The sequence below is a fragment of the Pseudomonas sp. TREG-RG-20F-10-E-6-01 genome (assembly GCF_022662455.1).
Lineage (GTDB): Bacteria > Pseudomonadota > Gammaproteobacteria > Pseudomonadales > Pseudomonadaceae > Aquipseudomonas.
In genome coordinates this window covers 686,653-701,004 of record NZ_JAKNQP010000003.1, presented here as the reverse complement: position 1 = coordinate 701,004, position 14,352 = coordinate 686,653, and the positions used below count along the sequence as shown (strand labels likewise).

15 protein-coding genes are annotated in these 14,352 nt (G+C 60.5%); 8 read left to right on the top strand and 7 right to left on the bottom strand.

Features of this window, described 5'->3' with window-relative positions:
• The first annotated feature begins 9 nt into the window (after positions 1 to 9).
• From dnaQ to L8K08_RS13355, 3 genes are all read left to right on the top strand, one after another.
• Positions 10 to 750: a DNA polymerase III subunit epsilon gene (gene dnaQ / locus L8K08_RS13365; RefSeq protein WP_242197927.1), complete on the top strand. Its 741-nt coding sequence runs from the start codon at positions 10 to 12 to the stop codon at positions 748 to 750.
• 203 nt (positions 751 to 953) lie between these two features.
• A complete protein-coding gene (locus L8K08_RS13360) occupies positions 954 to 3,209 on the top strand; it encodes an Orn/Lys/Arg decarboxylase N-terminal domain-containing protein (protein ID WP_242197631.1) in 2,256 nt (751 codons plus the stop codon).
• Positions 3,210 to 3,218: 9 nt separating this feature from the next.
• Positions 3,219 to 3,800 (top strand): GNAT family N-acetyltransferase, encoded by a 582-nt coding sequence (locus L8K08_RS13355; RefSeq protein WP_242197629.1) that lies wholly within the window; start codon positions 3,219 to 3,221, stop codon positions 3,798 to 3,800.
• On the opposite strand, the gene L8K08_RS13350 is transcribed toward L8K08_RS13355, so the two are convergent.
• On the bottom strand, positions 3,797 to 4,690 hold the full coding sequence (locus L8K08_RS13350; protein ID WP_242197626.1) for a LysR substrate-binding domain-containing protein: 894 nt from the start codon (positions 4,688 to 4,690) through the stop codon (positions 3,797 to 3,799). The genes L8K08_RS13355 and L8K08_RS13350 overlap by 4 nt on opposite strands.
• Positions 4,691 to 4,846: 156 nt before the next feature.
• On the opposite strand from L8K08_RS13350, the gene gspG reads away from it, so the two are divergent.
• Together gspG and L8K08_RS13340 are read left to right on the top strand one after the other, a co-directional pair.
• A complete protein-coding gene (gene gspG / locus L8K08_RS13345) occupies positions 4,847 to 5,296 on the top strand; it encodes a type II secretion system major pseudopilin GspG (RefSeq protein WP_242197623.1) in 450 nt (149 codons plus the stop codon).
• 85 nt (positions 5,297 to 5,381) lie between these two features.
• Positions 5,382 to 5,726 (top strand): hypothetical protein, encoded by a 345-nt coding sequence (locus L8K08_RS13340; protein WP_145165973.1) that lies wholly within the window; start codon positions 5,382 to 5,384, stop codon positions 5,724 to 5,726.
• A 60-nt stretch (positions 5,727 to 5,786) separates the two neighbouring features.
• Here L8K08_RS13340 and L8K08_RS13335 read toward each other — a convergent pair whose 3' ends face one another.
• A complete protein-coding gene (locus tag L8K08_RS13335) occupies positions 5,787 to 6,023 on the bottom strand; it encodes a hypothetical protein (protein WP_106578721.1) in 237 nt (78 codons plus the stop codon).
• A gap of 227 nt (positions 6,024 to 6,250) precedes the next feature.
• Between L8K08_RS13335 and L8K08_RS13330 the strand changes: the two genes are divergently transcribed.
• Positions 6,251 to 6,808 (top strand): NAD(P)H-dependent oxidoreductase, encoded by a 558-nt coding sequence (locus L8K08_RS13330; RefSeq protein ID WP_145165974.1) that lies wholly within the window; start codon positions 6,251 to 6,253, stop codon positions 6,806 to 6,808.
• A gap of 97 nt (positions 6,809 to 6,905) precedes the next feature.
• On the opposite strand, the gene L8K08_RS13325 is transcribed toward L8K08_RS13330, so the two are convergent.
• Positions 6,906 to 7,535: an NAD(P)H-dependent oxidoreductase gene (locus tag L8K08_RS13325; RefSeq protein ID WP_242197620.1), complete on the bottom strand. Its 630-nt coding sequence runs from the start codon at positions 7,533 to 7,535 to the stop codon at positions 6,906 to 6,908.
• Positions 7,536 to 7,629: 94 nt separating this feature from the next.
• On the opposite strand from L8K08_RS13325, the gene L8K08_RS13320 reads away from it, so the two are divergent.
• On the top strand, positions 7,630 to 8,484 hold the full coding sequence (locus L8K08_RS13320; RefSeq protein WP_242197924.1) for a LysR substrate-binding domain-containing protein: 855 nt from the start codon (positions 7,630 to 7,632) through the stop codon (positions 8,482 to 8,484).
• Between the two features lie 19 nt (positions 8,485 to 8,503).
• Here the strand turns inward: L8K08_RS13320 and poxB are convergent, their stop codons facing one another.
• The 3 genes from poxB to L8K08_RS13305 all read right to left on the bottom strand — a co-directional run bounded on the left by poxB (position 8,504) and on the right by L8K08_RS13305 (position 12,610).
• Complete coding sequence (gene poxB, locus L8K08_RS13315) at positions 8,504 to 10,228, bottom strand: ubiquinone-dependent pyruvate dehydrogenase (RefSeq protein WP_242197618.1); 1,725 nt, start codon at positions 10,226 to 10,228, stop codon at positions 8,504 to 8,506.
• Between the two features lie 245 nt (positions 10,229 to 10,473).
• Positions 10,474 to 10,968 (bottom strand): DUF934 domain-containing protein, encoded by a 495-nt coding sequence (locus L8K08_RS13310; RefSeq protein WP_145165977.1) that lies wholly within the window; start codon positions 10,966 to 10,968, stop codon positions 10,474 to 10,476.
• Positions 10,952 to 12,610 (bottom strand): nitrite/sulfite reductase, encoded by a 1,659-nt coding sequence (locus L8K08_RS13305; protein WP_017136919.1) that lies wholly within the window; start codon positions 12,608 to 12,610, stop codon positions 10,952 to 10,954. The genes L8K08_RS13310 and L8K08_RS13305 overlap by 17 nt, the downstream gene beginning before the upstream one ends.
• 423 nt (positions 12,611 to 13,033) lie before the next feature.
• Between L8K08_RS13305 and L8K08_RS13300 the strand changes: the two genes are divergently transcribed.
• The gene (locus tag L8K08_RS13300) at positions 13,034 to 14,113 is read left to right on the top strand and encodes an ABC transporter substrate-binding protein (protein WP_242197617.1); all 1,080 of its coding nucleotides are present in this window, start codon (positions 13,034 to 13,036) and stop codon (positions 14,111 to 14,113) included.
• A 6-nt stretch (positions 14,114 to 14,119) separates the two neighbouring features.
• Here L8K08_RS13300 and L8K08_RS13295 read toward each other — a convergent pair whose 3' ends face one another.
• Positions 14,120 to 14,335 carry a DUF2970 domain-containing protein gene (locus tag L8K08_RS13295; protein WP_145165989.1) on the bottom strand — a complete coding sequence of 72 codons (216 nt, stop codon included), beginning with the start codon at positions 14,333 to 14,335 and terminating at the stop codon, positions 14,120 to 14,122.
• Between the last annotated feature and the right edge of the window lie 17 nt (positions 14,336 to 14,352).

Genomic DNA, 14,352 nt, shown 5'->3' with positions numbered 1-14,352 from the left:
CTGATGGCCATCCGATCTGTTGTACTCGATACCGAAACCACCGGCATGCCGGTGACCGATGGTCACCGGATCATCGAAATCGGCTGTGTCGAATTGATGGGTCGCCGTCTTACCGGGCGTCACTTCCACGTCTACCTGCAACCGGACCGTGACAGTGACGAGGGCGCGATCGGCGTCCACGGCATCACCGACGAGTTCCTCAAGGGCAAGCCGCGCTTCGCCGAAGTGGCCGACGAATTTTTCGAATTCATCAACGGCGCCCAACTGATCATCCACAACGCGGCGTTCGACGTCGGCTTCATCAATAACGAATTTGCCCTGATGGGGCAGACCGAGCGTGCGGATATTTCCCGACATTGCTCGATCCTCGACACCTTGATGATGGCGCGCGAGCGCCACCCGGGCCAGCGCAACAGCCTGGATGCCTTGTGCAAACGCTACGGCGTCGACAACTCCGGCCGTGAACTCCACGGCGCCTTGCTCGACTCCGAGATTCTGGCCGACGTTTACCTGACCATGACCGGCGGGCAAACCAGCCTGTCCCTGGCCGGTAACGCCTCCGACGGCACCGGCTCGGCAGAGGGCTCGGGTAATCGCCCTTCGGAAATCCGCCGCCTGCCGGCTGATCGCAAGCCGACCACCATCATCCGTGCCAGTGAGCAGGATCTGGCCGAGCACGCGGCGCGGCTGGAAGCGATTGCCAAGTCGGCGGGCGCGCCGGCGTTGTGGTCGCAGCTGACCCAGCAATAGCCTCGGTCGAACACGGTTAAAAAATGTGGGAGCTGGCTTGCCTGCGATAGCGGCAGGCCAGCCAACATATCTGTGACTGATCCACCGCCATCGCAGGCAAGCCAGCTCCCACTGTTGATTTGCAGCGCCTTGGAAATCTTCATTCGCCACATCCGCTCCCAGCTTCTACCCTGAGTACATAGCCCTGGGGACTGCCCGCACTCATGTACAAAGACCTGAAGTTTCCTGTTCTGATTGTGCACCGTGATATCAAGGCCGACACCGTTGCCGGTGACCGGGTTCGAGGCATCGCCCACGAGCTGGAACAAGAAGGCTTCAGTATTTTTTCTGCAGTGGATTACGCCGAGGGCCGCCTGGTGGCTTCTACCCATCACGGGCTGGCGTGTATGTTGATCGCCGCCGAAGGTGCCGGGGAAAATACCCACTTGCTGCAAAACATGGTCGAACTGATCCGCCTGGCGCGGGTGCGTGCGCCCAACCTGCCGATTTTTGCCCTGGGCGAGCAAGTCACTCTGGAAAACGCGCCCGCCGATGCCATGAGTGAGCTCAACCAGTTGCGCGGGATTCTTTATCTGTTTGAAGACACCGTGCCGTTTCTGGCGCGACAAGTGGCTCGCGCGGCGCGCACTTACCTGGATGGCTTGCTGCCGCCTTTCTTCAAAGCCCTGGTGCAACACACCGCTGACTCCAATTACTCCTGGCACACGCCCGGCCATGGCGGCGGCGTGGCGTATCGTAAAAGCCCGGTGGGGCAGGCGTTTCATCAGTTCTTCGGCGAAAACACGCTGCGTTCGGACTTGTCCGTGTCGGTGCCGGAACTCGGCTCGCTGCTCGATCACACCGGGCCCTTGGCCGAAGCCGAAGCCCGCGCCGCGCGTAACTTTGGCGCCGATCATACGTTCTTTGTGATCAACGGCACCTCCACGGCCAACAAGATCGTCTGGCACTCCATGGTCGGCCGTGACGACCTGGTGCTGGTGGACCGCAACTGCCACAAGTCGGTGCTGCACTCGATCATCATGACCGGTGCGATCCCGCTGTACCTGTGCCCGGAACGCAACGAACTGGGGATCATCGGCCCGATTCCCTTGAGCGAGTTCAGCCCCGAGTCGATCCGCGCCAAAATTGCAGCCAGCCCTCTGACGCGTGGCCGGCCACCGAAAGTGAAGATGGCGGTAGTCACCAACTCCACCTATGACGGCCTGTGCTACAACGCCGAGCTGATCAAGCAACAATTGGGCAACAGTGTCGAGGTGTTGCATTTTGACGAGGCCTGGTACGCCTACGCGGCGTTTCACGAGTTCTTTGCCGGGCGTTACGGCATGGGCACTTCACGCACGCCCGACAGCCCTCTGGTGTTTACCACGCACTCAACCCATAAGCTGCTGGCGGCCTTCAGCCAGGCCTCGATGATTCATGTGCAGGACGGCGGCGCGCGGCAGCTGGACCGTGATCGTTTCAACGAAGCGTTCATGATGCATATCTCCACCTCGCCGCAGTACAGCATCATCGCGTCGCTGGACGTGGCCTCGGCGATGATGGAAGGCCCCGCCGGGCGCTCACTGCTGCAGGAAATGTTTGATGAGGCGTTGAGTTTTCGGCGCGCCCTGGCCAACCTGCGCCAGCACATCGCTGCCGAGGACTGGTGGTTCTCTATCTGGCAACCGCCATCGGTGGCGGGTATCGATCGGGTTGTCACCGCGGACTGGCTGTTGCATCCGCAGGATGACTGGCACGGATTTGGCGATGTGGCCGAAGACTATTTGTTGCTTGACCCGATCAAAGTGACCCTGGTGATGCCCGGCCTGAACGCCGGCGGCGCCTTGAGCGACTGCGGGATTCCCGCCGCAGTGGTCAGCAAGTTCCTCTGGGAGCGCGGGTTGGTGGTGGAAAAAACCGGCCTGTATTCCTTCCTTGTGCTGTTTTCCATGGGCATCACCAAAGGCAAATGGAGTACCTTGCTCACCGAACTGCTGGAATTCAAGCGCAATTACGACGCCAATGTCAGCCTGGCCAGTTGCTTGCCCTCGGTGTTTAAACAAGGGCCGGCACGCTATCAGAACCTCGGTTTGCGCGACCTGTGTGACCAGTTGCACGGCTGTTATCGCAGCAATGCCACGGCCAAACACCTCAAGCGCATGTACACGGTGTTGCCGCAAATCGCGATGAAACCGGCTGACGCCTACGACCAGTTGGTCAGGGGCGAAGTGGAGGCGGTGTCGATTGACGCCTTGCCAGGTCGCATCGCAGCCGTGATGCTGGTGCCTTATCCGCCGGGCATTCCGTTGATCATGCCGGGTGAGCGCTTTACCGAGTCGACCCGATCGATCATTGACTACCTGGCGTTCGCGAGGACGTTCGATAGCAGTTTTCCCGGTTTTGTCGCCGATGTTCATGGGTTGCAACACGAAGACGACGGCGATGGTCGTTGTTACACCGTCGATTGCATCAAAGGGTAAAGGATGTTTATGCAAGCTGTAATGAACCCGAAGTACCCGGGGCTCAGCGTACGGGTCGCCGATGAAGGTTTTGATGCCTACGTGTGGGGCAATGATTTCAGTTTTGAGGTCAGCGCCTACGGCGTGCCGGAGATGGGCAAACGCGTCGATCAGTGGGCCGTTGAGCGCATCCTGCCGTACCGCAAGTGTTATGGCATCGACCCGGAAGAGTTCGCCAGTTTTCGCGATGCGCCTGACAGCGCGATCTTCATGGCGTACCTGGATGACCGTGCGGTGGGGCATATCGTGGTCAGCACCAACTGGAACGGCTTTGCCCACGTCGACGAACTGGCGGTGGCCTTGCCTGCGCGCCGTCATGGGGTGGCCAAGGCCTTGCTGGACGTGACGCAGTTCTGGAGTCGCAAGAAAAACCTGCCGGGCATGATGCTGGAAACCCAGAACAACAACCTCGGCGCCTGTCGTCTGTATGAGCGTTGCGGCTATGTCATGGGCGGGATTGATCAGCTGCGTTATCGCGGCATCGATCCGCAGACCCGTGAAGTGGCGATTTTCTGGTACCGGTTGTTCAAGACCGAGCTCGAACAGGTTTAACTCACCAGCAGGCTATCGGCCTTCTGCGTGACAATGTCCAGCAACGCATTGAGTGCCGGTGACGTCTCCGCGTCCTTGAGAGTCAGCGCGTACAAGCTGACCATGATCGGCGGCGACACCGGGCAAGCATCCAGGCCAGCCTCGCGCGCACCGGACGCGGTGAACGGGTCGACAATCGCCAGGCCTTCGCCGGCTTCCACCATGCTGCGCATCATCTGGTAGGTCTGCACCCGCGTCTGCACCACCGGCAGCGGGCGCAGGGCCTGCAGCTTGGCGTCCAGCAAGCGGCTCAACGGGTCATGCCCTTCAAGCCCGATCAGCGATTGCCCGGCCAGGTCCTGCAAGGCGATGTACTTTTGTTTGGGTTTCAGCCAGCCATGGGGGGCGAGCAATTGCAGCTTGCCCTCGGCCAACACGCTGCTCTGGATTTGCGGGTGTTGCGGGTCATGCAGGCTCAGGCCCACATCGGCTTCGTGCAGCAGCAGGCTTCTGACGATCTCGCGGGTCGGCTGGCTCGACAGGTTGCACGGCGTGTCCTGGAAGCGCCGGCGCAGTACGGCGATGCTTTGCGGCAACAGCTGATTGGCCAGCGGCGGGGTGCACAGCGCGCGCAAGGCCGGAGCGTGATGGAGTTTCAAGCGGCTGGCCAGGCGTTGCACCGGCTCCAGCGCCTCATAGAGGTGACTGATGTGTGCCTGCAGTTCGAGTGTTTCGCGCGTCGCTTGCAAACGCCCGCGCACACTGGCAAACAGCATGAAGCCCAGTTGCTGCTCGGCATCCTTGAGCGTTGCGTCTACATCGCCCACGGGGAGTTGCAACCACTCGGCGGCTGTGCCGAGGTGTCCGGTCTGCAAGATGGCCTGAATCACTTCGATATGACGTAAACGCATCGCCGGAGTCTAGGGTCAGTGGGGCGGGGATTCAATGGCTGGGAAAAAAACAGCGCGGGCCTTGATGCGAGTCGTCTAACGTTCACCTTGCGTGCGCTGCAACGAGCGGGTCATATAAAGAGCGTATCAACCGAGGTTCAACAGGGAGCCCTTCCAATGCCCGGATACACCGCAGTCACAGGCAAACCGCAATCCCAGCAAGGTTTTACACGCTGGGCGGTGCTGGTGGTACTGGTCATCATTGGCTTGCTGGCCCTGGCGGTGGGGCCGCGCTTGTTTGGTGATGTGACGCTGGCAGAGATCGCGACGGCCAAGGCCCAGGTGGCCGAGCTGGGCAAGGCGGTCGAACAGTTTCACCAAGACACGGGTCGCTACCCCACCGATGAGGAAGGTCTGGAGGTGTTGACCACGCCACCTGCGCAGGACGCCAAGTGGAAAGGGCCCTATGTCAGTGACGAGTTGTTGACCGACCCGTGGGGCGTTGCCTATCAGTACCACTACCCGGCGACGCAGCCCAACACGGCGTTCGACCTGTTTTCGTTCGGCAAGGACCGCACGCTGGGCGGGGTCGGCGATAACAAGGACATTACCTACGGCGACAACTGATTCATCTGGCATTAGCCATCGACCTGATTAGAATGGCTGCGCTGATCAATAACGACCAATACAACAAAAACAGGTCTGGTCTCGAATGCCTATTCCCTCACGTTTCTTCGGGGTAACGGCCAAGCAACTCCTGGTGCTGGTGACCGTGGGGTGCGTGGCTGCTTATCTCTTCGATAATCACGATGAACACACGCCGGAAAGCCGCGCACTCGAGGCGTTTATCCGTTCTCAGGAACAGGTGGATGCGCAGGTGGGGGCGGTGCTGGAGGTCGTGTTGATCAGGCAGGTGGTGGCCTATCCCGCTAACGGCGCGCCGGGCTACAAGCGTTCGCTGTATGCGGTTGAGGGCGAGCGGGGGCGTTTGATGGTGACGCTCAAGCAGGTGGAAGGCGAGCAGGGCGTTGAAGTCACGCAGCTACGCCGGCCGTGATCACCCAGCCCAGTCAATGCCATCAATGGCCAGGACTGAGCAGGTCGATAAGCCGAGATCTTATGACGCGAGGGTCGTTTGCGATTCGCGGACGATAATGGTCCCCGACTGGATCAATTTGAATTCATCGCCTTCCAGTTTCTCTACACGATCGCCAATGGCCAGCTTGTAGGTAGTGGTAGGCGCCGAGCCAGCCAGGTCGCCTTGCACCGGGTTGGATTCCTGGAACTCATGCACTGAATACACGCGTCCTTCCGCGTCTCTGGCATGGAACTGTCCGACAAGTACTGCAGCCATCTGTTTAGAACCTCTGGAGATAAACACTCGATTTGCGGTTCTGTAGACCGTCATGGAGCGGGGTAGTTTACCTATGGAAAAAAAATACTATTCGCTGATGTTTTCAGAGTCTTCCTACGCAAGTCACTGCTCGGCAAACGTCTGCGGAATTATCAAAACCTTCTGGTGAACCTGCGGCGAAGACTTTATAACTGCAAGCTCCTTAGTCAAACGTCGGGAAAACCTCCATGAGCAAGGTCTACACGATTGCCGTCCTGGTTGGCAGCTTGAGAAAAGACTCGATCAACCGCAAGGTCGCCCTGGCCCTGGCCGATCTGGCCCCTGCCACTCTCAAATTGAACATTGTGGAAATTGGCGATTTGCCGCTCTACAACGAAGACCTCGAGGGAGCATCGCCGCCCGCAGCCTACAGTAGTTTCCGTCAGCAAGTACGCTCATCCGACGCGGTGTTGTTTGTGACGCCCGAATACAACCGTTCCGTGCCCGCACCGTTGAAGAATGCCATTGATGTAGGGTCTCGTCCTTACGGGCAAAGTGTCTGGGGCGGCAAGCCGGGGGCGGTCATCAGTGTGTCGCCCGGAGCGATTGGCGGCTTTGGCGCCAACCATCACCTGCGCCAGTCGCTGGTGTTCCTTGATGTGCCGTGCATGCAGCAACCGGAAGCGTACCTGGGTGGCGCGGGCAGCGTGTTTGATGACGCAGGAAAACTCTCGGAAAAGACCAGGCCGTTCCTGCAGGCGTTTATCGACGCCTACGGCAAGTGGGTAGAAAAGCAGTCCGCCTGATGCATCTGCCTGTGTAGGAACCTGCCTGCCGGCGATTGGCCCTCACGCCTGGCGCTGCCAATCACATCGCCTTCGCCGGCAAGCTGGCGCCCCGTGGTCAAGCGAGGCGGTCTGCCAGCGCCAGGGCCTGCTCGGTGGCTGCCTGGCGAGACGCCTGATCCACTTCCGGCCCCAAGATGGTTTTTTCCACGTACAGCGAGTGCACATCGGTCACGCCGATAAACCCCAGCCAGGCCTCCATGTACGGTTTCTGAAAGTCCATCGCCTGTGCGTCAGGCGCTGAAAAATCCATGCCCCGCGCATACACATTCACCGCCGTTTTGTCATGCAGCAACCCGCGCAAGCCATGCTCCGGGCTGAACTCGAACAGCACGCCCTTCTGCGAAACCACGTCGATAAAGTGCTTGAGCTTGTAGGGCAGCGCGAAATTCCACAGCGGCACCGAGAACACCAGCAAGTCGGCCTGATGCAGCTGGGTCGCCAGCGATCTCAGCGCATCCCAGGCTGCCGCCTGTTCCTCGGTCAATGCTGTGCCGCTGAGGCCGGCGTATTTGGCCTCCATGATCGGACCATCGAACTCCGGCAGGTCCAGAGCCCAAAGGTCCAGCGTCACCACGCGGGTGTCCGGGGCGTTGTGCTGATAACGCGCGATGAATTGTCGGGCGATTTCCAGCGACGCAGAGCGCTGTTTGCGCGGCGAGCATTCAATGTGCAGAAGAGTGGTCATGACAGGCCTCGGGAATGATGACCTGAACATTGCAACATAGCGCTCGATGAAATATAAATCGTATTTCCCTCGTCTATTGATCACCTATCAGAATATGTTTGATGCCTTGCTGCTCAAGACCTTCGTCGCGGTCGTGGACGAAGGCGGCTTCAGCCGCGCCGGTGAGCGCCTGCACCTGACGCAATCGGCCGTCAGCGGGCATTTGCGCCGCCTCGAAGAACAGGTCGGCAAACCGCTGCTGACGCGCACCACGCGTTCCCAACAGCTGACGCCGGATGGTCAGCGATTGATCGCCTACGCGCGCGGCATCCTGGCGCTGCATCGTGATGCCTGGGCAGAACTGACGCGTTCGGCGTTTGAAGGAAGCCTTCGCGTAGGCGTGTCGGAGGAGTTCGCCGAAGCGCGTTTGCTGCGGGAGCTGCAGGACGTTGCCGCGCAGTACCCTGGCCTGCATATCAGCGTGCAGGTGGGCATCCCCGGTTCGTTGCTGAGTTTGATGAAACAAGGCGAGCTGGATGTGGTGGTGGGTTCGTTGTGCGAGTCCAGTGAGCCGGGCCTGGCGTTATGGCGCGAACCGTTGGTGTGGGCCTGGTCGGTGCAACCGCTGGCGGCATTGCCGACGCCGTTGCCACTGGCCTTGTTTCCCGAGCCCTGTCCGTACCGCGAGGCGGCGCTGTCACGGCTTGCTCAAGCTGGAATTGCTCAGCGTACGGCCATGCAGTGCGCCAGCTATGCGGCGTTGCACGCCGCGGCATCGGCCGGTTTTGCCGTGGCCCCGATGGCGCAAAGCCAAGTGGGCCCAGGCTTGGCGGTCCTCGGCGCCGAGCACGGGTTGCCCGCATTGCCCGATGCCGAGTTTCGCCTGTTCAGCGCGCCGGATGCCGACCCGCGCATGGTCGAGGTCGTCACCCAGGTGGTGCTCCGCTATGGCGCTGCCCGGCGCCACTGAAACACCCCGCGACTGAAGCTCAGCGCAACCAGTTGGTGCGCGCCAGCTCGATCACTTCGTCGCCACGCCCGCTCATCACAGCCTTGAGCATGTACAGGCTGAAACCCTTGGCCTGTTCCAGCTTAATGCTCGGCGGCATGACCAATTCCTGCGTCGCCGTGACCACGTCCACCAGCACCGGGCCGTCATGGGCCAGGGCGCGACGCAGGGCCGGCTCGAGGTCTTCGGATTGCTCCACACGGATGCCCAGGATGCCCATGGCGTTGGACATGGCCGCAAAGTCCGGGTTTTTCAGCTCGGTGCCGGTGTCGAGGTAGCCGGCGGCTTTCATTTCCATGGCGACGAAACCCAGTGATGAGTTATCGAACACGATGACTTTTACCGGCAGTTTCAGTTGCGCCAACGAGATGAAATCGCCCATCAGCATGGCGAAACCGCCGTCGCCGGACATCGAAATCACTTGGCGTCCGGGAAAGGCCGCCTGAGCGCCGATGGCCTGAGGCATCGCATTCGCCATCGAACCGTGATTGAACGAGCCGATCAGGCGGCGCTTGCCGTTCATCTTCAGGTAGCGCGCGGCCCACACGGTGGGCGAGCCGACGTCGGCCGTGAAGATGGCATCGTCGTCCGCCAACTCACTGAGCAAGCGTGCGACGTACTGTGGGTGGATCGGCCGGTCGGCCTTCGAGGGTTCTGCCAGGTCGTCCAGGCCTTGGCGGGCTTTTTGGTAATGCTTAAGCGAAGTCTCGAGAAAGCTGCGCTCGGTTTTGCGCGTCAAGCGTGGCAGCAGCGCGTTGATGGTTTCGCTGACGTCGGCGGCGATGCCCAGGTCCAGCGTGGCCCGACGCCCGAGCGCCTGCGGATTACGGTCGACCTGGATGATTTTTGCGTCGGTCGGGTAGAACTGGCGGTAGGGAAAGTCGGTGCCGAGCATGATCAGCGTGTCGCAGTTGAGCATGGCGTGGTAACCCGAGCTGAACCCGATCAGGCCGGTCATGCCCACGTCAAACGGGTTGTCCCATTCCACATGCTCCTTGCCGCGCAACGCGTGCACCACCGGTGCGCCAAGGGCATCGGCCAGGGCCACGACCTGGTCATGGGCACCGGCGCAACCGCTGCCGCACAGCAAGGTGACTTTCTCGCTGCTCTGCAGGATTTCGCTGAGGCGTTGCAGGTCCTGTTCCGCCGGCAAGGTGCGCGGCGCATGCAGGGCCGGCCACGGCTTGAGGGGGTTTTCCACTTCCAGCAACGACACGTCGCCTGGAATGACGACCACCGCTACGCCACGGTTAAGAATCGCCGAGCGCATCGCGCGGTGCAGCACTTGGGGCATCTGCGCAGGGTTGGTCACCAACTCGATAAAGTGGCTGCACTCCTTGAACAGCTCCTGGGGATGGGTTTCCTGAAAGTAGTTCAAGCCGATTTCGGAGGAGGGGATTTGCGCAGCAATGGCCAGCACCGGCACGTGGTTGCGATGGCAGTCGAACAGGCCATTGATCAAGTGCAGGTTGCCCGGCCCGCAGCTGCCGGCGCACACCGTCAATTCGCCGGTGGCAGCGGCCTCGGCACCGGCGGCGAACGCGGCCACCTCTTCGTGGCGCACGTGCATCCATTCGATGCTGTCCATGGTGCGCAAGGCGTCGGTCAAGCCATTGAGGCTGTCGCCGGTCAGGCCCCAGATGCGCTTGATGCCCGCCTGTTCAAGGGTGGTCGCCAATTGCTGGGCCAGGTTGATTTTCGCCATGAAAAACTCCAATCGTCAGTGAGGTTAAAAACTGCTGATCAATAGGGGACAGTTCGATCACGGCGGATGTTCACCCTTTAGTGTGAAGATTGCGTCATCGTGCGCCCACAGTGGTGCTTTGGTGTTGCTGACATTGCATGTGCAGTCACGATTGCAACCCCCACAATCCTCGTGGCTCGCTCATTGCTGTACCGAGCGGACATAAAAAAGCCCTGGCATGCCAGGGCTTTTTCATGGGCTAACGCTTAGCGACGACGAAACAGCGGCAACGGCTCATCCGTGGCTGCCTGGTACGTCACCGAGAAATCCTTGAGGCTTTCCAGCGCTTCGTACGGGTCTTTGTCGGCACGCAAGGCGAAGGCGTCGAACCCGCAACGGTGCAGATAAAACAGCTGGTCGCGCAGCACGTCGCCAATCGCGCGCAGCTCGCCCTTGAAGCCGTAGCGGTCACGCAGCAGGCGCGCGTTGGAGTAGTTGCGCCCGTCGGTGAAGGCCGGGAAGTTCAGGGCGATGACTTGGAAGTGCTCCACGTCGGCGCCGATCTCTTCGGCTTCTTCATCGGCGTCCAGCCACACACCCAGGCCGCCGTCGCGGGCCTTGAGGGCATGGCCGTGCTCGCGCCACAGGGCCAACGGCACGATCAGATCGTCGCAGTTGGAAATGCCGTCGAAGCTCGCGTCCTTGGGCAGCAGGTGCCAGGTTTCGTCGAGAACTTCGTTGTTCTTAATGATTCGCTGCATAGACGCGCTCCTTGAACAGGTCGATGCCGATGCGCTGGTAGGTGTCGATGAAACGCTCATCTTCGGTGCGCTGTTCGATGTACACATCGATCAGTTTGCCGATCACCTCGGGCATGGCTTCCTGGGCGAAGGACGGGCCGAGGATCTTGCCCAGGCTCGCATCGCGGCTGGCGCTGCCGCCCAGGGACACTTGGTAGAATTCTTCGCCTTTCTTGTCCACGCCCAGGATGCCGATGTGGCCGACGTGGTGGTGACCACAGGCGTTCATGCAACCGGAGATGTTCAGGTCCAGCTCGCCGATGTCGAACAGGTAGTCCAGGTCGTCGAAACGGCGCTGGATCGATTCGGCAATCGGGATCGATTTGGCGTTGGCCAGGGAGCAGAAATCGCCGCCCGGGCAGCAGATGATGTCGGTCAGCAAGCCGATGTTCGGCGTGGCGAAACCGCCTTCGCGCAGCTCGCCCCACAGGGTGAACAGCTGGCTTTGCTCGACGTCCGCGAGAATGATGTTCTGCTCGTGGGAGGTGCGCAGTTGGCCAAAGCTGTAGCGCTCGGCCAGGTCGGCAACGGCGTCCAGCTGCTTGTCGGTGATGTCACCCGGCGCAACGCCGGTGGGTTTGAGCGACAGGGTCACGGCGACATAGCCCGGCTTTTTATGCGCCAGGGTGTTGCGGGTGCGCCAGCGGGCGAAACCTGGGTGCTGCTGATCGAGTGCAGCCAACTCGGCGTCCTGATTGCTCAGGGCCTTGTACTCAGGATCGACGAAGTGCTTGGCCACGCGGTGTACTTCGGCTTCGGTCAGCGTGGTCTGGCCACCGCGCAGGTGTTCCATTTCGGCGTCGACTTTCTGCGCGAATACCTCAGGGGTCAGCGCCTTGACCAGGATCTTGATCCGGGCCTTGTATTTGTTGTCACGACGGCCGTAGCGGTTGTAGACCCGCAGGATGGCGTCGAGGTAGCTCAACAGGTCTTGCCAGGGCAGGAATTCATTGATGAACGCGCCAACGACCGGCGTACGGCCCAGGCCACCACCGACCAGCACGCGGAAACCCAGCTCGCCGGCCGCGTTGTGCACCGGCTCAAGGCCAATATCGTGCACTTCGATGGCGGCGCGGTCCGAGGTCGAGCCATTGATGGCGATCTTGAACTTGCGCGGCAGGTAGGCGAACTCAGGGTGGAAGGTGGTCCACTGACGCACGATTTCACACCACGGGCGCGGGTCGATCAACTCATCGGCCGCCACACCGGCGAATTGGTCGGTGGTCACGTTGCGCAGGCAGTTACCGCTGGTCTGAATGGCGTGCATCTGCACGGTTGCCAGCTCGGCGAGGATGTCCGGCACGTCCTCCAGCGCCGGCCAGTTGAACTGTACGTTCTGGCGGGTACTGATGTGGGCGTAGCCTTTGTCGAAGTCGCGGGCAATCTTGGCCATCATGCGTGTCTGACGGGAAGTCAGTTGGCCATAAGGCACGGCAACCCGCAGCATCGGCGCAAAGCGCTGAACATAAAGGCCATTTTGCAGGCGCAGAGGGCGGAACTCTTCTTCGCTCAGTTCACCTGCTAGGTAGCGTCGGGTCTGATCACGGAACTGCTTGACGCGGTCCTCAATGATGCGCTGATCGTATTCGTCGTATACGTACATATAGGTCCTGTTCTCGGCAAATCTGCGCGCACGGCCGCGCACTCCCAACGGAGCCGGCGCACGATACCAGTTTGCGTTTATGCGCAAAAGTGATGTTTGAGTATATGCAAATAACCAAAATGCCTAATGAGAAGGGTTATCGCGATACCCACATTTGTCATGCGGGCAATCATCAACTTTACTGTGAGCGTGTTTGAGTGCAATCACCTATAAAACCGATAAGAGGCGATGCAATGAGCAATTCGACCAAAGCCCGTAAACCCGACAGTACCGTTGATGCCTGGGCGATTTTGTTTCTGATAATCCTGGTGGTTGGAACCGCCGTGTTCTGGGTTAGCCACCAATAAACCAGCGTTGATTGGACCTCGATTGACTGTCGTATTGCCACTATCATGGCCGTCAACGTTTAAGGTTCTGACAACTATGTTGAAGGTTTTTATTACGTGTGTGTGGTTGCTGGGATCGACGTTCGGGGCCACGGCCCACGCCGCGTCGGTGGTGTTTCTCAACCCTGGCACGTCCACGGAAACCTTCTGGGTCAACTACGCGCAATTCATGCAGGCCGCTGCCAAGGACCTCGGCCTGGATTTGCGCGTGCTTTATTCCGAGCGCGACCCGCGTAACACCCTGGCACAGGCCCGCGAAGCGCTGCAAGGCAGCGAGCGGCCTGATTACCTGGTGCTGGTGAATGAGCGATACGTCGCCCCGCAGATTCTGCGCATGGCCCAGGGCAGCCCAGTCAAGCTGCTGATCGTGAATAACGCCCTGACCAGCGACCAGGTGCAATTGCTCAATGCACACAGCTATCCCAACTGGCTCGGCAGTCTTATCGCCAATGATGAGGATGCCGGTTACCTGATGCTCAAAGAGCTGCTGCGTCAGCATGGCCCCGTCGCACCCGGCCAAACCCTCGATCTGCTGGCGTTTTCCGGGGCCAAGACCACGCCGGCGGCGCAGCTGCGCGAGCAGGGTTTACAGCGGGCTCTGGTCGATTTTCCCTACGTGCGTTTGCGCCAGCTGGTGTACGGCGAGTGGAGCCGCCAGCGCGCGTTCGACCAGGCCACGCAACTGTTCAAACGTTATCCGCAAACCGCGCTGGTGTGGTCGGCCAATGATGAAATGGCGCTGGGCGCGATGGAGGCGCTGCAAGCCACTGGGCGTACGCCGGGCAAGGAGGTGCTGTTCAGCGCCGTCAACAGTTCGCCCGAGGTATTGCGGGCCCGCCTCGATGGGCGCTTGAGCGCATTGGTGGCGGGGCACTTCACCCTTGGCGGCTGGGCGATGGTGCTGCTGCATGACGATGCGCTGGGGCTGGATATCCGCCAGAACGGCGTGAATGAGCGCAGGCTCGATCTGTTTGAGTTGATCGGCCCGGACCTTGCCCAGCGTCTGCTGGACATCAACGCGGCGCAGGTCTACGGCGTAAATTTCCAGGCATTGTCGGCCCAGGGCAAACCCGCCGGTTACGTTTACCCGTTCGGCTTGCAGCTGTTAACGCCTTGAGCGCACTCAAACGCCTGCCAGGTGCAGCACCAGCTTGACGATGGCGAACAAGGTCAGCGCAAACACTGCCGTGAACACAATTCCCATGATCACGAAGTGGCTGGGCTTGCCGTGAGTAAAATCGCGCGCGCGGTTCTTCCCGCTTTGCACCCCGAAGGCTGCGGCCATCACGCTGTGCAGCATTTGCCAGAAAGTAGGGGGCTTATTGGGTGAGTCGTTCATAAAACCCTCGTCATGCG